Source organism: Bacteroides salyersiae (assembly GCF_031172035.1).
In the GTDB taxonomy this organism is placed as follows: domain Bacteria; phylum Bacteroidota; class Bacteroidia; order Bacteroidales; family Bacteroidaceae; genus Bacteroides; species Bacteroides salyersiae.
Window position 1 is genome coordinate 3,387,984 of record NZ_CP133452.1, and the last position, 24,964, is coordinate 3,412,947.

General features: G+C 38.9%; 20 protein-coding genes. 13 read left to right on the forward strand and 7 right to left on the reverse strand.

What is annotated here, in order from left to right; all coding sequences use genetic code 11:
• Nucleotides 1–22: 22 nt before the first annotated feature.
• The 4 genes from RB604_RS12465 to RB604_RS12480 form a co-directional block, all read right to left on the reverse strand.
• A complete protein-coding gene (locus tag RB604_RS12465; protein ID WP_007480467.1) occupies nucleotides 23–1,228 on the reverse strand; it encodes an OmpA family protein in 1,206 nt (401 codons plus the stop codon).
• A 65-nt stretch (nucleotides 1,229–1,293) separates the two neighbouring features.
• Complete coding sequence (locus RB604_RS12470; RefSeq protein ID WP_005923557.1) at nucleotides 1,294–2,037, reverse strand: YjbH domain-containing protein; 744 nt, start codon at nucleotides 2,035–2,037, stop codon at nucleotides 1,294–1,296.
• A gap of 49 nt (nucleotides 2,038–2,086) precedes the next feature.
• Nucleotides 2,087–5,242, reverse strand: a complete 3,156-nt coding sequence (locus RB604_RS12475; protein WP_005923554.1) for a DUF3869 domain-containing protein — start codon at nucleotides 5,240–5,242, stop codon at nucleotides 2,087–2,089.
• A 10-nt stretch (nucleotides 5,243–5,252) separates the two neighbouring features.
• A complete protein-coding gene (locus RB604_RS12480) occupies nucleotides 5,253–6,257 on the reverse strand; it encodes a hypothetical protein (protein WP_224204029.1) in 1,005 nt (334 codons plus the stop codon).
• 385 nt (nucleotides 6,258–6,642) lie between these two features.
• On the opposite strand from RB604_RS12480, the gene RB604_RS12485 reads away from it, so the two are divergent.
• The 7 genes from RB604_RS12485 (at nucleotide 6,643) to def (ending at nucleotide 15,121) form a co-directional block, all read left to right on the forward strand.
• On the forward strand, nucleotides 6,643–7,791 hold the full coding sequence (locus RB604_RS12485) for a site-specific integrase (RefSeq protein ID WP_007480468.1): 1,149 nt from the start codon (nucleotides 6,643–6,645) through the stop codon (nucleotides 7,789–7,791).
• Nucleotides 7,792–8,246: 455 nt separating this feature from the next.
• Entirely contained in the window at nucleotides 8,247–9,470 is a 1,224-nt protein-coding gene (locus RB604_RS12490; protein ID WP_005923541.1) for a hypothetical protein, read from the forward strand.
• 10 nt (nucleotides 9,471–9,480) lie between these two features.
• A complete protein-coding gene (locus RB604_RS12495; RefSeq protein WP_007480469.1) occupies nucleotides 9,481–11,931 on the forward strand; it encodes a DUF3869 domain-containing protein in 2,451 nt (816 codons plus the stop codon).
• A gap of 51 nt (nucleotides 11,932–11,982) precedes the next feature.
• Nucleotides 11,983–12,726 (forward strand): YjbH domain-containing protein, encoded by a 744-nt coding sequence (locus tag RB604_RS12500; protein WP_005923536.1) that lies wholly within the window; start codon nucleotides 11,983–11,985, stop codon nucleotides 12,724–12,726.
• A gap of 59 nt (nucleotides 12,727–12,785) precedes the next feature.
• Nucleotides 12,786–13,991 carry an OmpA family protein gene (locus tag RB604_RS12505; RefSeq protein WP_005923534.1) on the forward strand — a complete coding sequence of 402 codons (1,206 nt, stop codon included), beginning with the start codon at nucleotides 12,786–12,788 and terminating at the stop codon, nucleotides 13,989–13,991.
• Nucleotides 13,992–14,112: 121 nt separating this feature from the next.
• Nucleotides 14,113–14,529, forward strand: a complete 417-nt coding sequence (gene ruvX, locus RB604_RS12510; RefSeq protein WP_025819732.1) for a Holliday junction resolvase RuvX — start codon at nucleotides 14,113–14,115, stop codon at nucleotides 14,527–14,529.
• Between the two features lie 37 nt (nucleotides 14,530–14,566).
• Nucleotides 14,567–15,121: a peptide deformylase gene (gene def / locus RB604_RS12515; RefSeq protein WP_005923530.1), complete on the forward strand. Its 555-nt coding sequence runs from the start codon at nucleotides 14,567–14,569 to the stop codon at nucleotides 15,119–15,121.
• Nucleotides 15,122–15,487: 366 nt separating this feature from the next.
• Here the strand turns inward: def and RB604_RS12520 are convergent, their stop codons facing one another.
• Nucleotides 15,488–15,793 (reverse strand): hypothetical protein, encoded by a 306-nt coding sequence (locus RB604_RS12520; protein ID WP_130058522.1) that lies wholly within the window; start codon nucleotides 15,791–15,793, stop codon nucleotides 15,488–15,490.
• A 507-nt stretch (nucleotides 15,794–16,300) separates the two neighbouring features.
• Here RB604_RS12520 and RB604_RS12525 point away from each other — a divergent pair.
• The 6 genes from RB604_RS12525 to RB604_RS12550 all read left to right on the forward strand — a co-directional run bounded on the left by RB604_RS12525 (nucleotide 16,301) and on the right by RB604_RS12550 (nucleotide 22,924).
• Nucleotides 16,301–18,331: a tetratricopeptide repeat protein gene (locus tag RB604_RS12525; protein ID WP_055294928.1), complete on the forward strand. Its 2,031-nt coding sequence runs from the start codon at nucleotides 16,301–16,303 to the stop codon at nucleotides 18,329–18,331.
• 80 nt (nucleotides 18,332–18,411) lie between these two features.
• Complete coding sequence (gene thrS, locus RB604_RS12530; protein ID WP_005923525.1) at nucleotides 18,412–20,352, forward strand: threonine--tRNA ligase; 1,941 nt, start codon at nucleotides 18,412–18,414, stop codon at nucleotides 20,350–20,352.
• Between the two features lie 72 nt (nucleotides 20,353–20,424).
• Complete coding sequence (gene infC, locus RB604_RS12535; RefSeq protein WP_081623164.1) at nucleotides 20,425–21,021, forward strand: translation initiation factor IF-3; 597 nt, start codon at nucleotides 20,425–20,427, stop codon at nucleotides 21,019–21,021.
• 67 nt (nucleotides 21,022–21,088) lie between these two features.
• Entirely contained in the window at nucleotides 21,089–21,286 is a 198-nt protein-coding gene (gene rpmI, locus RB604_RS12540) for a 50S ribosomal protein L35 (RefSeq protein WP_004326827.1), read from the forward strand.
• Nucleotides 21,287–21,385: 99 nt separating this feature from the next.
• Nucleotides 21,386–21,736, forward strand: coding sequence for a 50S ribosomal protein L20 (gene rplT / locus RB604_RS12545; RefSeq protein WP_004297540.1), 351 nt, complete (start codon nucleotides 21,386–21,388; stop codon nucleotides 21,734–21,736).
• Between the two features lie 420 nt (nucleotides 21,737–22,156).
• Nucleotides 22,157–22,924 carry an EFR1 family ferrodoxin gene (locus RB604_RS12550; protein WP_005923519.1) on the forward strand — a complete coding sequence of 256 codons (768 nt, stop codon included), beginning with the start codon at nucleotides 22,157–22,159 and terminating at the stop codon, nucleotides 22,922–22,924.
• A 6-nt stretch (nucleotides 22,925–22,930) separates the two neighbouring features.
• On the opposite strand, the gene xpt is transcribed toward RB604_RS12550, so the two are convergent.
• Nucleotides 22,931–23,497 (reverse strand): xanthine phosphoribosyltransferase, encoded by a 567-nt coding sequence (gene xpt, locus RB604_RS12555; protein ID WP_005923517.1) that lies wholly within the window; start codon nucleotides 23,495–23,497, stop codon nucleotides 22,931–22,933.
• Nucleotides 23,498–23,585: 88 nt separating this feature from the next.
• On the reverse strand, nucleotides 23,586–24,893 hold the full coding sequence (locus RB604_RS12560) for a phenylacetate--CoA ligase (RefSeq protein WP_005923515.1): 1,308 nt from the start codon (nucleotides 24,891–24,893) through the stop codon (nucleotides 23,586–23,588).
• Between the last annotated feature and the right edge of the window lie 71 nt (nucleotides 24,894–24,964).

The window sequence follows — 24,964 nt, forward strand, 5'->3', positions numbered from 1 at the left end:
TCTCTATTTTTTATTTTTGCTGTCATTCCATAATAACTACACGGTTCAGTGAGTCTTTATCAAACATATTGGGAGTTCCGCCATTTCCGATCAGTTCAAGTTGTTTTTTGTCTACACCTTCTTTAATAAAGGCGTCGTAAACAGCTTGGGCACGTTTTTCAGACAATTCCTGGTTCCATTTAACACTGCCTGTAGCCTGATCGCAATAACCTGCGATTTTGTACTTCTTATCGGGATTAGCTTTCAGTATCTTGGCTGCTAATTGAATATTAACCATGCCATAGTCGTCAATCTTAGCACTACCTATTTTGAAGAAAATAGCACGTGGACCAGCAACTTGCACCTCTTTTACTACCTCTTGAGTTACAGGACGAGCATTGACCATAGCATTCTTTGTATCAGCTAAATCAGTTTGTGCCTGAGCTAATTCATTACGATATTTGTTTAATTCGTCGTTAATAGCGCTTTGGTCAATTTTAGAATTACAAGATACAAATTTTTTGCCACCAAACGTATAAGTTGCACCGGCTGTCAAGTGAATATATCCGTCTGTTTTACCACTGCTGTATGCACCCAGAATGGAAGGGGTAACCTGTCCGCGAGCTTCTATATCGATGGCCCATTTCGGATTGATATTGAATTTTGCCCCCAAGCCAAGACTTGCACCGACCAGGCAACGGACCTCATGATCTTTTGGAGTACTTTTTTCAGGAACAAGAACACCCTTGACGTATGTCTGTCCGTTTTCCACTACCTTTTCTGAATTGTAGAATGCATCCCATCCTTTGAAATTTTTCACTACATTCATAGAAGGACCGATGAAGAAATTCAGTTCAAACACGCGTCCCGGTTTATAACCACAGAACAAGTTTGTCAGATTCATCATACCATCCAAATTAATGCCGAAGTAATTTTCTTCTCTTTTTACTTCGGGAGCATTAACGCTCTCAAATGGATAGTTGGTAGTCATTTTGGAGTTCCATCCATATACTTGGCCACGGAATCCCCAGACTGGAGTAACGAACTTACCCACTGATACATTAATCAGTGGTGTCAAATTTTTGCCGAATTTACTATCCGGATTGGTAGTTCCTTGTACTCCTGCACCCACACTGATAAAGATATTATCCTTCCAACTTTCACTGTAGGATTTCTCTTTAGTTTGTGCAGAAACAACAGTTGTAGTTCCAGCCAATAATAAAGATAATAATACTAATTTATTTTTCATTGTTTTTCTTTTTTATATTCAACTCTTTTTATTCATATTCGCTATTTTATTCTCCCAGCATCTTTTTATTTCAAGCAAAACCTGAACATTAATCCACCGGTGAAATATTTCATTTTCTGTAATTCCACCTGCGCATGCAAATGGTTGAACAGCAAATAAGTGGCACCTAACGCAAAATCTTTCGAATCATATTCGGCTATCAATCGTAATTGTGGATGAAAAGACGGATTATAACTAATCCCGGCAGCAACACCATTCAATCTATAATCTTTTCTTCGATTATATAAATAGGAGAGGTGTATGCCTATCGTCTCTTTTTTTATATCCACATGCTTGGAAGCAGCAATATAGAAACGACTGTAATATCCGTTTCCCCGTTCTGAAGCGATTACATCTCCCGAGGATGTGAATGGGTCGGATGTTCCCAGCACAACCGCCGGCATGTATTTCCAAAACTGTCCCTCTTTCAATGCTCGCAAACGAACCGAAAAATACCGGTCTTGATTCGTAAAGCCTGTGTAACCATAGGGCTTTAAGCCTAACGCTTCGGCCTTAAAAAGCGTACAGGTGTATGCTACTTCCAGCCATGGCATGATGGTTACATTCAGGTAATAATTGTACGTATGGTAATACCATGTAGGAGGAGTTATCTCCTTATTCAAAAAGTTAGCACCCAGCATCACCGTCTTATCTTTCTGCATTTCTGCTGAAGGAGTATGCAGCAATCCCGTAGTACCATAAGTCAATTGAGCCGAAAGCATAAATGTACAGCATAAAAACAGACAGCTAACTATAATTCGTTTTTGCATCTTGTTTCCTTTTACTTTAATCTATACTTTCGGTTCAATGATTCAATATTTATTCGCTAACAATAATACCACCACCGGCATTTAAGTCATCACCGTGTCCATGACCATGGCCATGACCGATAGGTAATGTTTTTGCTGTAACCTCGTGGCCCGATACTGATTTAACGATTACTTCAACTGTCTTACCATTCAATATAAATTTATAAGTAGTAATGGTATATACAGTTTTTACTTGAATTGATTCTACATAAGTAAAAGGATCAACGGTAAATGTTAACTCTTTGTCTTCTTTTTTAAACTCACTGTTTATAGGCTCTCCTCTGGAAGTAAATATATTTTCAATGGTTGATTTTACTATGCTTTGAGCATTTTCATTTTTAAATACTTTAGCTATAGATTCTTCCAAAGATTGATAGATAGCCCCTGTAGGTGCGTCTTTGAATGTGATTTTCAAATTTTGCGTTTGATCTGTGTTGTTCTGCTGGTTAACTTCCTTAGTATATGAGTTTCCATATTCATTTTCACCAGAAGTACCATCATCAAGCGTCCCTACAACAGCTGCACGGAATTGTGAGAAGTGCGATACTAACATTGTATATTCCTTTTTGTCGGTAACAACTTCGTCATTATCATTGTTTCCACTAACTCCCCAAAGACCTGTAACTTTGTCTTTGTATTCAAGCTGCAATGAACCTAATTCTCCTTCATATGGGTCAGCAAATGTGACTTTAAGCGGGTTTCCTACGAACATAGCACCATCCGGATTACCGTAGAAACTACGTAAAACTTTGGGCTGAGTACCTTCTGCATCCAGATTTCCCGTAGGGGCCTTTTCTTCTTTTACATCTCTGGTCAATATAATCGGTGATATTAACGGAGTTCCTTCAGATGTCTGGATTGTTGTTCCTTTTTCAATCACAATGACAGTTTTGTCTTCTGGAGTTCCATTGCCGTTCATTACAGTCGTTTTTTCGGCTTCAACCTTACCGGTTTCGGGATCTACATCCGGAGTAACTTGACCTTGTTCACCATCGCCTGGTTCGGTTGTTTCATTTATAACAATGATACCATCCTTATTTGCTGTGAATGGGATAGAAATGTTCTTATTGATTGCTGTAGTACCTTTAGCAGGATCGTATACAAATGTTACAGGCATTTCTATAGGAGCCAAAGGTTCTCCTTTTGAGTTAATCTTGGATACCTTTGCAGTTATTAGCCATTGTTTCAGATTGCTGGCTTTAGCTTTATTTGCCGGTATTTCTATTTCAAATGAGAAATGATTTGTGTTGTATACGGCAGTACTTGGATCATTAAGTTTGATAGATTGGGCCATAACCATGTTGCCAAGTGCATCAACTACTTCACCCATTAATATGACTTTTGTAGGTTCATCTTCTTTAGTGGGCTCTTTTTGCAAATATACTATAATTGTTTGTGCTGCTATACCACTTTCGTTTTTCATGGCTGGCAGTTCAATAGTCACTTGTCCTGTATAGTATTTGTCTGCTGTGGCAGTCAAAGTGTAAGTTCCGTGAGCAATTGATGATGCAGTAGACCCTGGATTTCCATTAAAATTAAATGTGACACCGCTTATCTCTACTTTTGTATCAATGTCAAAAGCCTTGAATGTTAAATTATAAACAACATCTTTAAGCTCTGCCGGTTTATCACTTTCGAATACAATTGTTATTATTTGGTTTCCGCAATTAGGAACAGTGTATCCTTCTGTGATAATGTCTTTTGTACCTTTGGTGGCTTTTATTTTATATTTTCCTTCGTCTTCATTATTTATAGTGAATGTGAAACTTGCAGATTTGGTAATCGTTTTAACGGCTGTTGTTGTCCCTTCTTTGAAAAGTTCAATCTTATCGGCCATTACAGCGTTGCCATTGTCATTGATTATGGTACCTGACAAAGTTGTGAATGTTTCTTTTGAATCTACCGGAGTCAGTGAGATTACAATCGTTTTCTTGATGAAATCATTCTCCGTGGCTGATTCTGCTACTTCCTCAAGGGTAATATGGGTAACATTTGATTTGAATTTATCTGTTGTTGTGGTGGTTGTAATGGCATATTCACCAGGGGTAAATTTGCCTTCTGCTGGATTACTGGTGATTCCCTCAGTTTCTTTGTTTATAGATTCACCTGTAAGTGCATTCTTATAAACATACGTCAACATGTAATTTCTTGGGTATGTAGGTGCTATTGGCTTTTGGGCTATGATTGTAATATTTTGATTACCACAAGCAGGAATACTGTAAATACCGGATATAACAGGAGTCAAATTTCCTACAGTAACCTGAATTTTATATTCACCCTTTTCTTTGTCATTTACAGTAAATACAAAGTTAGCACTATTTGTAATCGTTTTTTCGTTTACCACTGTACCATCTTTCAGTAATTCAATTTTGTCAGCCAACAGGGAATTACCATCTTTGTCAACAACAACACCAGCTAATGTTGTATAAGTATCTTCTTTATCAGGATCTGCCGGAGTAATAAGAAGTTCTACGATTTTGTTTATGTAGTCGTCTTTTGTTTCTGATTCTACATAAGGTAGAGAAAGCAATGTGACACTTGATTTAAATGCTTTTTCAATAGCTTGAGTTCTGATGGTGTAATTGCCGGATGCTAATCCGTTATAATTCGTTACGGCAGTTCCATCAGCCGATTTTATAGTCATTCCCATTTGGTCACTTATATCCGATGCTATTTCTTCTCCAGTAACAGCATTTTTATAAATAAACGTCAAATTGTATGGTCTCGGATACATAGAAACATTTTTCTTCATTATTACATCCACAGGATAAACTGCATTTCCGTTTTCTATTTTGTTCAACACAACAGTCCGTACAATGGCTTTTCCACCGTTGTATGTTTCATCATTTGCTTTGAAGGACAGGCTAACGGTTTTAGTTTCTTCATTGAACTCGGCGATCTTTATGCTATAAGAACCATCAAAAGACAGAGTTTGAGACGTTCCATCAGTATAGGTTACATTTCCTTGAATATTCTCTCCAGTTTCAGCATCTGTTACAACTCCTGATATTACATAAACAGGGGTTAGGGGATTACTGTTTCCTCCGGGAGAATTTGCATCCAAGCCGTCATCCTTATAACATCCGGTCATGAAGGCCCCGGATATAGCCAAAGTGAGTAATGCTATTTTTGCACTAAGCTCACTTAACAAACTTTTCTTTTTCATCTCAATAAAATTAAAAATTTAGTAATTCTGATTTAATAAAATATGGATTAAAACTATTATTTTGCATTATGTTTTCGCTTGGATTCGTACGGTATCCCATGTAGTAATATCGTTCATTTCCTGCGTTGTAAGCTATCCCCATGTTGTGGGATGGTGTAATACGCGGGATATATCCTCTCCTCTTATATTTATAAGGAGGCAATGCTACTTGAAAACGAAAGCCACCATTCGATTTTGCCCCTTTTGCTTTCATGGCGTAAAAACCGATAGAAGTATAACGGAAATGTCTGATCACATCCAACCGCATGCCTTTTTCGCCTAATAAATATTGTTCAGCCTTTAATGTAGTCTGAATATTGTATTCCGGCCAATAAAAACTCCCTCCGATGCTCCAAGTAATCCTTCGTTTTGTGCCATAGGTACAGCTAAAACCGTCCCAATAATAAGTTCCGGTAACACCCAATCTGGCTTCTATACTGAAGTGTTCGTTTTTAAATGGATGAAATAATTTCAAATCACCTCCGTACCGGTCTCCGTTAAATGCTCCTACTGTCAATGTCCCCCATATATTATAAGGTAGGCGTACCGTTTGTTGTAGCGTTAGAAATCCCGGATGGATTTTTCCCAAGCGATTTCCATAGCCATCATTGTATACCGGAAACACCATCTGTGCTGTTAATTTCATTCCTTTCCAAAAAGAAACTTCTATGGCCGGTGACAGATTAAGTAATACTTGGTATATTTGTGTAATTACCAGGTTTTTAAGTGAAAGTTCCGGGTATACAGTGATATCTACTTTGAATAGCGAACTGTTTTTTCTCTTTTCTCTGATTGCTTGCTTCCAATTCTTACCTAAGTTGTAACTTACCTCCCAGTCTTGACGGTTGACATTAGATGTACTATCTTCGCTAATTGGTTGATAGTAAAGGGAAATCTGTGGAATGTTGTTGTCTAATATGATTAGCCGGCATGGCTTTTTCTCCGGATATGGGAATAACGATATAAAAGAAGAAATTTTACGAAACTAAACTGTTATATAACTGAATATTAAATGTTCATCAGGTAAAAAATAAAAAAGAATAAAAAGTGCGTTTATTACCTATAATAACGTTATATTTGTTACCAATTTGATATTTCTATTTTTATGGTAAAAGAGGAATTTTTTTCTACACTTGATTTATTTAAAAAAGGAATAGCAAAAACAAATGGCGACGCACAATACATTACAGGGCACTTTGAATAAATTATTCATTGTATTTTAACCGAAAGAGCATTTTTTATTTTCTTGAAAATAATAAAAGCCGGTAACACTTTCTTAATCATCCACGACACAGGATGTTACTGACTTGTTACTCCCTATGTAGAGCTGTATGCATTAATTACATGGAAAGGATTCTAAAATGAAAAAAGAAATTAAAATAAAAGAGCCGATAAGGCTTCGGACAAAAGAATTGCTAAACGGATGTTATTCTCTTTACCTCGACATCTACATAAATGGAAAGAGAAAATATGAATTTTTAAAACTTTATATAATCCCCGAACGCAGTAAAGTCGATAAAGAAAGAAATGCAGAAACATTAAGGTTAGCTAATGCTATCAAAGCTGAAAAAATCGTAGCACTGCAAAACGGTAAATATGGCTTTAATTTGAATAAGAAGAGGTTAAACATATCACTCACAGATTATATCCAGTATCTGGCACACAGAGACTCTGTAAAAAAATCAAAGAAAACGTTGATGAATACGTTGATTTATCATCTTCAACGATATGACAAAAAAGGTATTTTATTAAAAAACATAGATAAGGAATATATTTTAAAATTTATAAAATATTTAAGTACAGCTAATCAAGAACATAGCAGAAAAGAAAAGAAAATTAGCGCCAACACACAAGTTTGTTATTTTAAAGAGCTGAATTACTGTCTAAACTATGCTGTTGTTGAAGATATTTTGCCCTTAAATCCTATGAACAAGATAAGAAATGAAGACAAACCTAAAAGAAAAAAGACAGAACGGGAGTTCCTGACCATTGAAGAACTTAAAGCCCTGTCTCAAACGGATTTCTACAATAAAACACTGAAACAGGCCTTTCTTTTCAGTTGCTTTTGCGGGTTAAGGCATTGTGATATTGTTGCTCTGACGTGGGGGAATCTTAAAAGAGATAATATGGGTAAAACCCAGCTACATATAGTGCAACAAAAGACCCAAGAAGTTATTTCTTTACCTCTTAGCAAAGAGGCTTTAAAACAGTTACCCAAACGCAATGGCGCATTAGATACAGATATTATTTTCCATGACTTGATATCATTGGGAAGGACAAATGAGATCTTATCGCGTTGGGCCCAAGCTGCCGGTATCAATAAACATATAACCTTTCATGTGGCAAGGCATACACATGCAACAATGATGATTACATTGGGAGCAGATCTTTATACAGTTTCTAAACTGTTGGGACATACAAATATTCAAACAACTCAAATCTATGCAAAGATTGTCGACGAAACCAAAAGCAAAGCAATTGATTTAATACCCGATCTGACACAAGTCTGATAATCAATATATCGCGATAACTGTTATTTTTACGGCCCAAAGTGTGTACCTTTGTATATATAAAGTACGTATTTAATTTTTAGCTAAATATGTATTTTGTATCTCAAAAGTACATATTTTTAATTTTAATCCGCAATTGCTTTCCTTATGCAATAATATTTCACAACATATTACAATTAATCTCTGTTTTAGCTAAAGATCGAAAATGGAATAAAATATTTTTTCGTTTCCAGTTGTATTTTGGTATTAAAAAAGTCATTTATCGAATATTTTGCAATGTTAAGTGGCTTGTTTTTCAAATTAGAGCAATATGGATAAAAAAAAATGATACAATATTTTAATTTTTAGTGTAAGATTCTTTGCTATTATTAAAAATGTCTCTATTTTTGTAACGTGTTTTGCAACATTGCAAGTGATAAGTGAAAATAAAAGGATGAGGATATAGGATCTCTTACATGAATACAAACTTGATACATAACAATATAACGCGTTATATAGCGATCTTTCTTTTCTGTTTGCTTCCCTTAAAAGGTGTGTGTCAGACAGGTGAAGAGACTGTTGATGTATTAGTTGGTATGGGATTTGAAAACGTGGGTTGGCATGAGAACGATAAAGAACGTGTGTATGTTATGGAAAATGCTGCATATCGTTTAAATGGGGTAGGACTCGGTAAAGCTGTTGATGTTGTTCAAAGGATGGGTTTACCGGAGAAAAAGCCATGTCGAATAATTATACTTGACAATAATGTACCTCAAATTTCTCTTTATTATCAACCCGTTATCGGTGACAGTATCCCCGAAGTCAATCGCCAGGATTGGGTAGTGAGCTATAATCTTGGAGATAACTGGAGGAAACTAATCAAAGGTAATGGCTTGAATAGTTCTCTATTTAAGGTAGATGTTGTGGTCTATCCCGAATTGTCATTGAAAAACTTAGTATTAACGCAAATATACCAAGTTTTGTTCAATTTGTCACCAGCTATTGAAGTTTCTTTTTGGAAAGGGATGAAATTAACGGCTCAGATGGTGTTTCCGGTATACAATGATGGTTATGGTGATCGGTTGGGGAAAATCCATCCGGGGTTTCTGACACTACAGCAAACGGTACGGTTGCCTTATAATATATGGGGCACGTTGGAGGTAGGTACTTTCAATGCTGGGCGATATGGAGCGGATTTAAAATTGTTTCATCCATTTAAAAACGAACGTTTCAGTGTAGAGGGTAGGTTGGGGGTAACTGCAGCTTATTATTGGGATGGCTTTGAATTGATATACGGCACCAAGCGAAGGGTGACGTGGAGTGTCGGTGGGAGTTTTTATTGGCCGGAATACAACGTTCAGACCACATTAAAGGCTGAACAATATCTATTAGGTGAAAAAGGCATACGGTTGGATGTGATCAGACATTTCCGTTATGCCTCTATCGGGTTTTATGCCATGAAAGCAGATGGCGTAAAAGCAAATGGTGGTTTTCGTTTTCAAATAGCTTTGCCGCCTTACAGATATAAAAGAAAGGGATATATTCCGCGTGTTACGCCTTCAAAGAATATGGGAATAGCGTATAATGCGGGGAATGAACGATATTATTATCAGGGATACCGGGCGAATCCGGGAGCTAACATTATGCAAGCAAATAGTTTTAATCCATATTTTATTAAATCAGAATTACTAAATTTTTAATTTTATTGAGATGAAAAAGAAAAGTTTTTTAGGTGTTGTGAGTGCAAGGATAGCGCTACTCACTTTAGCTTTGTCCGGGGCGTTAATGACCGGATGTTACAAAGAGGACGGACTGGATGCCAGTAAGCCCGGTGAAACTGTTACACTACCGGATGCTGCTTATACAATTTCAGGATCTGTCACAGATATTGAAACGGGTGATGGTGTTAACTTAACAGCAGTTGAAACAAATGTTGGTACTGCTACTATCTTAGGTGACGGTTCGTATGCTGTAAAAATCAGCAAATTTACTGAGAGTGAGAAAGTGGTGAATTTGATTTTCAAAGCTGAAGGATATAAAGATGCTAAAAGAACTGTATCTGTTGCTAAAATAGAAGATGGGCAAACTGTAGTATATCCTCTGTCGGTTGTTATGAAAAAGGATATTCCTGCAAAAGAATATGTAGACGTTGTATATGATCTTACATTTGCTGTGAAGGATGCACAGACAGGAGCAGTTATTGAAGGTATTACTCCCGAAGTAACTCCTGCAGCGAATAGTGAGGGTAAATATGCAGCAGGTGAATATCTTGTGAAAACTGCTGCTAATGATAAGTATTATTCAAGTGCAACAGTTGTGAGCCTTCCGGCTATGCAGGTAGAAAAAGGTGAAAATAATGTAATCAGCAAGGCTATTGTACTGTTGGTTGAACCGGTTACTATTACGGAACCTGTTTATATCAATATTTCCGGTGCGGTAACAGATAAAAACGGTAAGGCGCTTGAGGCTGACGAAATTGTATTGTATGCAGATGGACAGGTTGCAAAAACTATTTCTGCTGCCAGTGAATTCCGCTTTACTGTGGAAAAGGCTGATGTGACTTATCAGGTTGGTGCTAAAAAAGGGGCTACTGAAATTAAATCGGCTGAGATTAATGCAGATGGTGGAAATTACGATTGCATATTGGTATTTACTGAAATAGGTGAAGAGGCTACTGTAAAATTGCCTTATGTATTGGATGTAAACGTAGTTGATGCAGATACGAAACTTCCGGTAACTGCCGAGGTGAAAATAAATGGTGCTGCAATTCAGGCTTCTTATGATGCAGGTATTTATACTGTTACTGCAACTGCAACCGGATATCAGAAGGCAGAAGTCAAAGTAGCTTTGGAAGTGGTATATGGCAAGGCCGGTGATAAAGTATATCGTGTGATCGATATTGAAATGGTAAAAGAAGAAAAGCCGGAAATTGAATATGTTAGAATTTACGGTGCAACTGTAGATAAATATGGAGTTTTGGCTGAATCACAAGTAATAAGACTGGAAGGCGCTAATATTCAGCCTGTTTATAATAGTTCTAATTTTGATTTTACAGTTGAAAAAGATGCCGCTTCTTCTTATACCATTTATTCGGAAGTGGTTAACTCGACAGCTACCGGAGTGATTGCAGCAAAGGGAAAAGTTACCATAACGGATGTTACTGCTTATTATCAGGTTTTATCTTACCCATGTAAGGTTGAGAATGGTAAAGAGGTGATCGAAGCCGGTGAGGGCGCTACAGGTACAATAATACCGGATGTTGATTCAAATGGTAAGGTGCTTGAGACTGTATCTAATATTATGGCCGACGGTACTACTGTTACTTTGAAAGAAAATACAGTGATTACTCCGGCAGATGCAACTCTGATTTTGGTTAGAAACTTGGCTGATGAAGCTGCTCCGGGCGATAATGATAAAACAGGAACTACGCCATTGTCAATTCGTAGCTATATCGGTTTGCCTGATGGCCTGGCATTTGCTGGAAATCCGTTGCTTATTAGCTTTGCTGATGATTATAACGGTCAGTTGGGTGATCTTAATCTGGAATATGAAGGAACTGACGGAGTATGGTCTCTTGATCCGAAGGGTGATAAGGGGGTTAAACTGTCAGGTGGTGTTTACACGATGAATATTGAGCACTTCTCTAAATTCCGCGCAGCTATTGATTTAGGTATCTCAGAAGAATCAGGAGTTGTGAAGAGTGATTATACTTCATTCCCTGTAGGACGCATGAATAATAATGATGTAGAAATTGATGTTCATGTGACTTGTACTGGTTTGAAAGCGGGTGTTAAATATGAGAATTATGATCAGTTAGTAGCAGAAGTGAAACAGAAATTCTCTAATGAGAATGCGCAGAATGTAGTGCTTACCGCTATTCAGGATGCTTATGCAGACGTTAAGAAGGAGTTTGAAACGGTAACGCTTGAAGGAGATATTAAAGTTCCGGCATTTACTCTGTTGAACTCTGTTTCTGTTGAAACTAAAGAAGTTACAAAACCTTGTACTGTTACTGTAAACAATATTCAGATCCAATTTAATGTTCTTACAGTTGAATACTTGAAGGTGGTTACTTTGGAGAAAGACATGACACATATCGGTCACAGTCATGGTCATGGCAATGATTTGAATGCCGGAGGCGGTATCATTGTAGGCGAATAATAAGATATACTGATTTTTGAACCGAAAGTATAAATAATAAAGTAGAAATAAATGCTAAAACGAATCATAACCACTTTGGTATGCTTGTGCTGTACATTTATGCTTTCGGCTCAATTGACCTATGGTACTACAGGATTGCTGCATGCCCCTTCAGCGGAAATGCAAAAGGATAAGACAGTAATGTTGGGTGCTAATTTTTTAAATAAGGAGATAACTCCTCCTACGTGGTATTACCATACGTACAATTATTACCTGAATGTAACCATTATGCCATGGTTGGAAGTTGCCTATACTTGTACGCTTTTCAAAGCGGAAGCATTGGGGCTGAAGCCTTACGGTTATACAGGCTTTACGAATCAGGACCGGTATTTTTCGGTTCGTTTGCGAGCATTGAAAGAAGGACAGTTTTGGAAATATACACCTGCCGTCGTATTGGGAACTTCTGATCCATTTACATCCTCGGGAGATGTAATTGCTTCAGAACGGGGGAACGGATATTACAGTCGTTTCTATATTGCCGCTTCCAAGCATGTGGATATAGGAAAAGAGACGATAGGGATACACCTTTCTTATTTATATAATCGAAGAAAAGATTATAAATTGAATGGTGTGGCTGCCGGAATTAGTTATAATCCGTCTTTTCATCCGCAGCTACGATTGATAGCCGAATACGATTCCAAAGATTTTGCGATGGGAGCCACTTATTTGCTTTTTAATCATTTGCATGCACAGGTGGAGCTGCAGAGAATGAAATACCTCACCGGCGGATTGATGTTCAGATTTTGTCTGAAATGAAATGATGGTAAAGAGCGGATATGAATAAGAAGAGTTGAATTTATTAATAAAGAGAAAAAATGAATAGTAAATTAGTAATATTATCTCTGTTGTTAGCTGGAACTGCAACTGCTGTTTCTGCACAGACTAAAGATAAATACTACAGCGAGAGCTGGAAGGATAATATCTATATCAGTGTAGGAGGTGGAGTGCAGGCTACAACGAATCCGGATACTAAATTCGGGAAGTCTATTACCCCTCTGGTGAATCTGTCAATTGGAAAATTGATTAATCCTATCTGGGGATTCCGTGGCCAAGTATACGGATGGAGCTCGAAGATGGAAACAAATTATCCGTTTGAGAGTTTGAATGCGCCGAAAGTGGAAAGAAAAGAAAACTACATTGGTATCAATTTGGATGGTACTTTGAACCTGACAAACTTGTTCTGTGGCTATAAACCGGGGCGCGTATTTGAATTGAACTTTTTTGCCGGTCCTTCTATGAATGTAGTGAAAAACTATTGCCATTGGGATGTCGTTTATTCGGAACATAAGACGGTGGAAGACGGACATACGGTTATCAAGAAAGAGTTGGATTATGATCGTACAAGACCTACCGGTCATGAACTTCGTTGTTTAGTTGGTGCCAGTCTTGGTTTAGGTGCTAAGTTCAATATCAATCCGAAATGGGCCATCGACGTAGAAGCTCGCGGACAGGTTACTCCTTCTGTTTTGGGTGCATATAGCAGTGGTAACACCGACGGTTACCTTCATCTGACAGCCGGTGCTACTTATACATTTGGCGGCAAGAAGTTTGTTTCTTGCAGTTCTAAAGTCGATCAGAATGCTATTAACGACGAGTTGAACAAGTATCGCGATGAATTAGCCAAAGCTCAGAGCGATTTGGCTGATACTAAAAACGCGATGGCAAATGCTAAGCCTGTTGTTCAGGAGGTTGTGAAAGAAGTTGAAGTTGCCGGTCCGCGTGCTGTTTTCTTTAAGATAGGCAGTGCTAAGATCGACGATTACGGAAAGGTCAACATTCAGTTGGCTGCTAAATTGATGAAGGCCAATCCTGATAAGAAGTACAAAATCGCAGGATATTGTGACAGTGCAACCGGTAGTGCAAAATGGAATAAAGAGTTGTCTGAAAAACGTGCTCAAGCAGTTTATGATGCTCTTGTGAATGAGGGAGTTAGTGAAAAACAAATGGAACTCATTGGCTATGGTGGTACTGCTAATATGTTCGGCAAAGATTTCTTGAATCGTGTAGTAATTCTGGAATAAAATATGGATTAACAGAGCTTTGCTCTGAATTTTAAGGGAAAGGATGTCTGTAAATAGGCATCCTTTTTTTGTATGGCAATGGGTTATAATCAAAATAATAATTGTATTTTTGTCCCCAATTATGAGTAGAATATTAGCAATAGACTATGGTAGGAAGCGTACGGGAGTAGCTGTCAGTGATGCGATGCAGATCATTGCAAACGGTTTAACTACTGTACCTACGCATGAATTATTGGATTTTATAACCGGTTATGTACAAAAAGAACCGGTAGAGCGTATTCTTGTAGGTCTGCCTAAACAGATGAATAATGAAGCATCCGAGAGTATGAAGTATATTGATCCGTTTGTCCGTTCTTTAAAGAAAAGACTGCCGGAAATCCCTGTTGAATTTGTGGATGAACGTTTCACTTCTGTGCTGGCACATCGTACCATGTTGGAGGCCGGATTAAAGAAAAAAGATCGGCAAAATAAGGCCTTGGTTGATGAAATCAGTGCTACCATTATTTTGCAAACATATCTTGAAAGCAAACGTTTTTAATATAGAGAATAATATAATAAAATAGCAATAGTAAAATATGATCTTACCAATTTACACATACGGCCAACCTGTATTGAGAAAAGTGGCCGAAGACATTACCCCTGATTATCCGGAATTAAAGAAACTGATTGAAAATATGTTTGAGACGATGGTGCATGCGGATGGTGTGGGACTTGCGGCACCTCAAATCGGACTTCCTATCCGGGTGGTGACAATTACGTTGGATCCTCTGTCGGATGAGTTCCCTGAATTTAAAGATTTTAACCGGGCATACATTAATCCGCACATTCTTGAAGTCGGTGGCGAGGAAGTGGCAATGGAAGAAGGTTGTCTCAGTTTGCCGGGTATTCATGAAACGGTGAAAAGAGGGAATCGGATTCACGTGAAGTATATGGATGAAAATTTTGTAGAGCATGATGAAGTGGTTGAAGGATATCTTGCACGTGTGATGCAGCACGAATTTGATCATTTGGATGGAAAAATGTTCATTGACCATATTTCGCCGCTTCGCAAGCAAATGATAAAGGGTAAATTGAATACCATGCTGAAAGGAAAGGCTCGCAGCTCTTATAAAATGAAGCAAATAAAATAATACTGTATGTAGGCTTATTGGGTGGGCAGATATTCTGTTTATTGATCAAGAAACAAAAAAGAAATATTATAAAAATTGAAACGGTTTCTAAGTAATCGTGAAAAGGTAAGTTGTGACAGAGCGTTAATCCAACCCATATACTTCACATCAATGTAACTCCTGCCTGCTTGAAAAAGACGTAGCATCTCTTTCAAAAAGACATAGTGCCTTTCAAAGAAAGACGTAGCATCTCTCCGAAAAAGATGTAACAGGTTTCAACGGAAAGATGTGCAGGTTTTAAAAAAAGATGTAGCATCTTTTTTCCGGTGAATGTTTTTTATTCTTCAGAATGTCTCTTTTGTATGTTTTTCATCCCTTTCACCGCCTTCACCTTTTTGCTTCACTGCTTTGTTCATCGGCAATACTGGGTGAAGGGCGGTTGTCGTTTTTCTGTCTCTGTGCAAATGTCTCCCAAGTATTGGGTATGCGGGCGATGAACACCGAGCATACGGGTGGTGAGTACCGGGCATACGGGCGGCAAACACGATTACCGAGAGACTGGAGCGTGCCTTCACTCTGTATTACAGATGAATAGGGAGCTTGATTAAAAAAGGTGAAGCCGGTGAAGGGGGGAGATTTTATGTGAATAATATATTCCGATGGACAAAAACGTCCTTTAGAGGAAACTTCCAAAATGAAATGATCCGATCAAACCGGAACAATAGGTGCCAGATTATTTTTAAAACATTACTAAATCCGTTTTGGCAGGATAATTATTTAACATTGTTAATTGATTTTTCCAAAGTACGGTTTCCTCCCGATAAAACATTAATTCTTTAAGTGCAGGAAATAGTATTCTTATTGCCAAAGAATACTATTTAACACAGTCTTAATAACGCTTTCTTGTATTAGAGAAAATAGACCCTTCTTCTTTAGGAAATACTTGTTTATATGATTGATATACAGTTGCTTGGCTTGATGTGCTGCTTTCCATGAAATCTTCTTGTATTGCAAACTCGAAAAAATACAGTTTGCCTCTACTTGTCATATTGACAAGTAGAGAGTTTGTTTTAAATTCATATTGAAGTAGCTTTTATGTCGCATCAAATGCTCAAAAAATATAAAAAGTTATCTGATATCCCTGTATAATAGACGAAAAGCATTACTTTTGTTTCATTTATTAAGTATATTCAAAAGCCAATGATAAAAAAGATATTAGTAGCTCTTCTGCTGCTACCTACACTGGTATGTGCTCAGATAAATACGGAACGGGTAATGATGATAGCCCGTAATGCTCTTTATTTTGAGGATTATGTGCTTTCTATTCAATATTTTAACCAGGTGATTAATGCAAAGCCTTATCTGTATGAACCTTATTTTTTCAGGGGATTGGCAAAAATAAATCTGGATGATTTTCAAGGTGCGGAAGCTGATTGTGATAAAGCGATCGAACGTAATCCTTTTGTAGTGGGGGCTTATCAGATTCGTGGCTTGGCACGTATTCGTCAAAATAAATACGATGGGGCGATTGAAGATTATAAAAAAGCTTTGCATTACGCGCCGGAGAATATTACACTTTGGCATAATCTGACCTTGTGCCATATTCAAAAGAAAGATTACAAGGCTGCGGAAGATGATTTGGAAAAGCTGCTTACAATCTCTCCTAAATATACACGCGCTTATCTGATGCGGGGAGAGGTTGCACTGAAACAACAAGACACTATTAGGGCGTTAAAAGATTTCAATACGGCTATCGAATTGGATAAATACGATCCGGATGCATGGTCTTCCCGGGCAATTGTCCAATTGCAACAATCCAAGTATGCCGAGGCGGAAGCGGACTTTAATCAAGCAATTCGCCTGAGTGCACGGAATGCCGGAAATTATATAAATCGTGCGTTGGCTCGTTTTCATCAGAATAATTTGAGAGGTGCCATGAGTGATTATGATCTGGCATTGGATATCGATCCTAATAATTTTATCGGACATTATAACCGTGGTCTGTTGCGTGCTCAGGTAGGTGATGATAATCGTGCGATTGAAGATTTCAACTTTGTGCTCGAGATGGAGCCCGATAACATGATGGCTACATTTAATAGAGGTTTGCTACGTGCGCAGACCGGAGATTATCGTGGGGCGATAGAAGACTATACGACTGTGATCAACCAATATCCTAACTTCTTGGCCGGTTATTACCAGCGTGCTGAAGCGCGTAAAAAAATTGGAGACCGTAAAGGAGCCGAGGCGGATGAGTTTAAGGTAATGAAAGCGCAGTTGGATCGTCAGAATGGCGTTTCGAAAAATGATGTGGCACAGAATGATCAAAACAAGGAGGATGATAATGAGGAGGATGAAGGCAAGACACGTAAAAAGTCGGATAAGAATATGAATAACTATCGGAAGATAGTAATTGCCGACGATTCCGAACAGGAACGTCAATACAAGAGCGATTATAGGGGACGGGTACAGGATCGTAACGTGACGATTAAGCCGGAACCGTTGTTTGCACTTACTTATTATGAAAAGATGAGCGATGTAAAACGCTCTGTGAATTATCATACGTTTATTGATGAATTGAACCAGTCGGGGATCTTTCCAAAACGTTTGCGTATAACTAATATGGAAGCGCCACTGACAGAAGAGCAGGTTAAATTCCATTTTGCCTTGATCGATGCACATACATCGGCAATTGTGGAAGATGAGAAAAGTGCTGCGAAGCGTTTTGCCCGTGCACTCGATTTTTATCTGGTACAGGACTTTGCGAGCTCAATGGATGATTTGACGCAGGCTATCTTACTTGACGATAAATTTTTCCCGGCTTACTTTATGCGGTCTTTAGTACGTTGTAAGCAGTTGGAGTATCAGAAAGCAGAGGAGGCTGCAAATGCAAAACAAGGCGGGGATGGCTCGAAGGAAATTGGTGTAATAGATTATGATGTTGTGAAAGCCGATTTGGATAAAGTTATTGCATTGGCTCCGGACTTTGTATATGCTTACTATAATCGTGCCAATGTGTTGGCCATGTTGAAAGACTATAGGGCTGCATTGGTTGATTATGACAAGGCTATTGACTTGAATCATGACTTTGCCGACGCTTACTTTAACCGTGGGCTGACCCATATATTCCTTGGGAATAATAAACAAGGTATCACCGATTTGAGTAAGGCCGGAGAGTTGGGAATTGTTTCGGCATACAATATAATCAAGCGCTTCACCGATCAGGGCGAATAACATTTTTTTGATAAATAATAGAAAACTCAAAAAGAATTAGTTATTTTTGCGTGCTAAAAAGAAAAATATAACATCACATTATGATAAAGATAACATTTCCCGATGGCTCTGTTCGTGAATATAGCGAAGGAGTGAACGGTCTGCAGATTGCAGAAAGTATCAGTTCGCGTCTGGCTCAGGATGTACTGGCTTGTGGCGTGAATGGTGAGATTTATGATTTAGGCCGTCCTATCAATGAGGATGCCTCTATTGTGCTTTATAAATGGGAGGACGAGGAAGGTAAACATGCTTTCTGGCATACAAGTGCCCACTTGCTGGCCGAAGCATTGCAGGAACTTTATCCGGGGATACAATTTGGTATCGGACCGGCTATTGAGAATGGATTTTACTACGATGTCGATCCGGGAGAAGCGATCATTAAGGAATCCGATCTGCCTGCCATAGAAGCCAGGATGGCTGAACTGGCAGCTAAGAAAGAGGCCGTAGTTCGTGCAGACATCGCTAAAAACGATGCTTTGAAAATGTTTGGTGACCGTGGCGAAACTTATAAATGCGAGTTGATCTCTGAATTGGAAGACGGACATATCACTACTTATACACAAGGGGCGTTTACCGATCTTTGTCGTGGCCCTCACTTAATGACGACAGCACCTATCAAAGCCATAAAGCTGACTTCTGTAGCAGGCGCTTACTGGCGTGGTCATGAAGATCGTAAGATGCTGACTCGTATTTATGGTATTACTTTCCCGAAAAAGAAAATGCTGGATGAATATCTGGTATTGCTGGAGGAAGCAAAGAAGCGCGACCATCGTAAGATTGGTAAAGAAATGCAACTCTTTATGTTCTCCGAAACAGTAGGAAAAGGTTTGCCGATGTGGTTGCCGAAGGGAACAGCGCTTCGTTTGCGTTTACAGGAATTCTTGCGCCGCATTCAGACCCGTTATGATTATCAGGAGGTAATAACTCCGCCTATCGGCAATAAGTTATTGTATGTAACTTCCGGTCACTATGCTAAATACGGTAAGGATGCTTTCCAGCCGATCCATACTCCGGAAGAAGGAGAGGAGTATTTCCTGAAACCGATGAACTGTCCGCATCACTGCGAAATCTATAAGAACTTCCCAAGATCTTACAAGGATCTGCCTTTGCGTATTGCTGAGTTCGGTACGGTGTGCCGTTATGAACAAAGCGGCGAGCTTCACGGCTTGACCCGTGTACGTAGCTTTACACAGGATGATGCGCATATTTTTTGTCGTCCCGATCAGGTGAAGGGTGAATTCCTTCGGGTGATGGATATTATTTCGATCGTGTTCCGTTCCATGGATTTCACTAATTTTGAGGCACAGATATCCTTGCGTGACAAAGTGAATCGCGAAAAGTACATCGGTAGCGATGAAAACTGGGAAAAGGCAGAGCAGGCTATTATTGAAGCTTGTGAAGAAAAAGGCTTGAAGGCGAAGATAGAATATGGCGAAGCTGCTTTCTATGGCCCGAAACTTGATTTTATGGTGAAAGATGCCATTGGCCGTCGTTGGCAGTTGGGAACGATTCAAGTGGATTATAATTTACCGGAACGTTTTGAACTTGAATATATGGGTTCTGATAACCAGAAACATCGTCCGGTGATGATTCACCGTGCACCGTTCGGGTCAATGGAGCGTTTTGTAGCAGTGTTGATAGAGCATACTGCAGGTAAATTCCCATTGTGGTTAACTCCGGACCAGGTTGCTATCCTGCCGATCAGTGAAAAATTCAATGATTATGCCGAACAGGTGAAAATGTATCTGAAGACACATGAAATTCGTGCGATCGTTGACGATCGTAACGAAAAGATCGGCCGTAAGATACGTGATAATGAGATGAAACGTATTCCTTATATGCTGATTGTCGGTGAGAAAGAGGCAGAAAATGGAGAAGTTTCAGTTCGTAGACAAGGCGAAGGTGATAAAGGTACCATGAAATTTGAAGATTTTGCTAAAATTTTGAACGAAGAAGTTCAAAATATGATAAATAAATGGTAACTTTGCGCCCAATTAATAAATAAACAAATTTTGGTAGACAATAAAAAACAATTCGGAAGTAAAGGTTATTTGATGAAGAATGACAGCTTAAAAGGGCAGTACAGAATCAATGAGCAGATTCGCGCCAAGGAAGTTCGCATTGTAAGCGACGAAGTGGAACCTATGGTATATCCTATTTCCCAGGCATTAAAAATGGCGGAAGAAAAAGGGTTAGACCTCGTAGAAATTTCCCCTAATGCACAACCCCCGGTTTGCCGTATTATTGACTATTCAAAATTTCTTTATCAACTAAAGAAACGTCAGAAAGAACAAAAAGCGAAACAGGTGAAAGTGAACGTAAAGGAAATACGTTTCGGACCTCAAACGGATGATCATGATTACAACTTTAAGTTGAAACATGCTAAAGGGTTTCTTGAAGACGGGGACAAAGTGAAAGCTTATGTTTTCTTTAAAGGACGTTCCATTCTTTTTAAAGAACAGGGTGAAGTGCTGTTGTTGCGTTTTGCCAATGATTTGGAAGATTACGCAAAAGTAGATCAAATGCCTGTTTTAGAGGGTAAGCGTATGACTATCCAGCTTTCTCCGAAAAAGAAAGAAGGCGCTCCCAAAAAGCCGGCTGCACCGAAGCCTGCAGCTCCAAAGCCTGCGGATAAGGCAGCAGAAGAATAAGACAGAAATGCGTAACGCGCAGGTATAGTGCGTTGCCATATAATTTAATAATTTAAAATCAAGTAAGATGCCAAAGATGAAGACTAACTCCGGTTCTAAAAAAAGGTTTACCCTTACCGGAACAGGTAAAATCAAAAGAAAGCACGCTTTTCATAGTCATATTTTGACTAAGAAAACTAAAAAGAGAAAGAGAAATCTGTGCTACTCTACAACTGTTGATACAACAAATGTAAGCCAGGTTAAGGAACTCTTAGCTATGAAGTAATCAAAAGCGTAAAAGTATTATTAAAGTATTAACCGAATGCATTAGCTTTAAGTTCGCTACGTGAAGTAACGGCGCTAACATTCAAAAAAGAGTAAAACTATGCCAAGATCAGTAAATCATGTTGCTTCAAAAGCAAGAAGAAAGAAAATTTTGAAATTGACCAGAGGTTACTTTGGTGCAAGAAAAAATGTTTGGACCGTAGCTAAAAACACTTGGGAGAAGGGTTTGACATACGCGTTCCGTGACCGTAGAAACAAGAAAAGAAACTTCCGCGCTCTTTGGATACAACGTATCAATGCAGCTGCACGCCTTGAAGGAATGTCATATTCTAAATTGATGGGTGGCTTGCATAAAGCCGGTATCGAAATAAACCGTAAGGTTTTGGCTGATTTAGCAATGAATCATCCGGAAGCTTTCAAAGCTGTAGTTGCTAAAGCTAAAGCGGCTTAAGTTGCACAGTTTAAGAATAATAGATGCCGATTACTGAAAAGTGATCGGCATTTTTATTATTACTAAAGAATTTTCAGGCTATAAAAAGTGGCTTTTAGAATAAACAAATTCTATATTTTTCTTGTTTATCTCATACAAAGTTACTACATTTGTGTAGTTAAAGTATTAGCCGTATCGACTTGATCGGGAAACTCTTCAAATTAATCTGATATACCGAGAACGCTTCTGCTCTCAATGGCGGGCCACATCTTTCGGGACAGCTTTTAGCCGGTGGATTACAAAGGGGGCGAGCACTCAAATCTTGTTCTATCAGAGTTTCATCACATCGTCGGTGCGGCTTTTTTATAACGGAGAAGGACGGTAATCATTCGAAGACTACCGCCCTTCTTTTTATATTGATTTATTAAAAAAATCTCAATTATGATTTTTTATTTCTCGGGTACAGGAAACTCTAAATGGATTGCAGAACAGCTTGCTGACAGGCTTAAGGAGCAATTGATATTTATTCCGGAAACAATGCGAAACGCGATATTTGATTATGAAATGGCTGATAAAGAAAAAATCGGCTTTGTGTTTCCTGTGTATTCCTGGGGGCCTCCTCCCATTGTGTTGCAGTTTATAGAACAACTGAATCTTCAGCGCTATGATAAGCAGTATCTTTTTTTTGTATGTTCTTGCGGGGATGACACCGGATTGACTCAGCAGGTGTTTTGCAATGCTGTATCAAGAAGGGGATGGAAATGTGATGCCGGATTTTCTGTTATTATGCCTAATAATTATGTATTACTCCCGGGGTTTGATGTGGACTCTAAAGAGATTGAAGAACGGAAACTGACTGATGCGATTCCAAAATTGGCAGAAATAGGCAGTATGTTGGAAGAAGGAAAAGAGGTGTTTCAATGCCATGAAGGTAGTTTCCCTTTTATAAAAACGAAGATAATTAATCCGTTTTTCACAAAATGGGGGATATCTGCGAGGAAGTTTCATACCACAGATGCTTGTATAGCTTGCAAACGTTGTGAAAAAGCTTGTCCTATGAACAATATTGTAATGGTAGGATGGAAACCTGTTTGGGGAACAGATTGTACTTCTTGTTTGGCCTGTTATCATATCTGTCCCCAAAATGCTGTACAATACGGGAGCGTGACGGGGAAAAAAGGACAATATTTTAATCCGAATGAAAAATAGAAGAAGCTATCTTATTTTAATCTGGCAATTGGATAAATCTTCTATAATGGCGAGACTTTCTACGCGTACACCTCTTTCTTCGAGTGTTTTACGCCCGTTTTGAAAGGCTTTTTCTATAATGAACCCCATTCCTACCAGGTTAGCTCCGGATTGCTTGATCAAGTCTAAAACACCTAAGGCGGCGTTTCCATATGCCAGAAAGTCATCAACGAAAAGAATGTTGTCTTCGGGGGTTAGAAAATCACTACTGATGACAACTTCATAATCACGGTCTTTGGTGAAAGAATGAACTGTGGTACTTAATGCGTTCTGTATGGTTTTAGGAGATTTCTTTTTGGCAAATACCACCGGTAAATCCATCAGATAACCGGTCATAATGGCCGGAGCGATACCACTGGCTTCTATCGTCATAATCTTATTGACATTGGTTCCTGCAAAAAGGCGTACGAATTCTACTCCGATAGATTTCATCAGTACGGGATCCATTTGATGGTTTATAAAACTGTCTACTTTCAGAATGCCTCCCTCGAAGCATCTTCCATCTTGCAGGATTCTTTTTTTTAATAGTTGCATAAGGTATGATTAAAGTATGGATGTACGAATGCGCCAACTGAAGAAACAATTTTCTTAATTGGCGCATTAGACATATAATTATATTGAATTATTTGTTATCTCTCAAGTCCTTTACTCGTACTGCTTTTCCTTCGCTTTGTGGTAAAGAGCCCTTTTTAACCAATTTCAGTTTAGGTGTTACTAATATTTCATCTTTCAATTGGCGGGTAATCTCCTTACGAATACGTTCCAGCTCAATATAGTTGTCAGTGGAAAGATCGCTTAACTCTACCTCAACGACCATTTCATCCTGATTATTGACGGTTTCCAGGGTAATAAGGTAATTGCTGCCTAATTCCGGGAATTGCACCAATATTTTTTCGACTTGCATTGGGAAAATATTAACCCCTTTGATGATGAACATATCATCGCTGCGTCCTTTGATTCGGTCTATACGCAAGTGAGTACGCCCGCAAGGACATTTGCCCGGAAGAATACGTGTAAGATCGCGCGTCCGGTAACGAATCAGGGGCATCATGTCTCGGTCGAGTGTGGTCAGTACCAATTCTCCTATTTCTCCTTCGGGGACAGGTTCGCCGGTTTCCGGGTCGATAATTTCTACGTAATAGCAATCTTCCCAAAAGTGCATACCATTTTGTTCGGTACATTCGAAGGCTACTCCCGGGCCGTTCATTTCTGTCATTCCAAAGCTGTTATAGGCTTTCACTCCCAACATGCGTTCTATTTTTTTTCTTTGTTCATCGGTGTGCGGTTCTGCTCCGATGACAAGGGTTTTTAGGGTGGTGCCTGCCGGATCCATACCCTCTTCCTGGAATACTTCTGCCAAGCGTATGGCATAGCTGGGGATTGCGTGTAAGGCAGTCGTCTTAAAATCATTGATGAATTTTATCTGACGTTTACTGTTACCGGCAGCAGCAGGTACGGTCAATGCTCCTAACCGTTCGGCACCGTATTGAAATCCTAATCCTCCTGTAAACATTCCATATCCGGAGCTGTTCTGAAATACATCGGTTTTACGGATTCCAACCATGTAAAGGCATCGTGCCACCAAGTTTGCCCATGAGTCAAGATCATGCTGTGAGTGTACTATGACAGTTGGATTACCGGTTGTGCCGCTGGATGAATGGATTCGTACTCCGTCATTTTTCATATCACCGGCTACGAGGCCGAAAGGATAATGGGCACGCATATCCGCTTTGGTTGTGAATGGTATTTGACGAATATCTTCCAGTGACCGGATGGAGTCGGCGGTAATGCCGTGTTTGGCAAAAACCTCCTTATAATAAGGAGCGTTTGCTGCTATGGAAATTGTTTTACGGAGTCGTTGTAATTGCAATTCTTTTAGTTCTTCACGACTCATCGTTTCTATTTCTTCTTCCCAGTATCTTGTATTCATGGTTTGAACAATTATTCAATGTGCTGTCCTGCCGATATGCCAATTGTATGTTTTGAACAGTTGTTATGCCG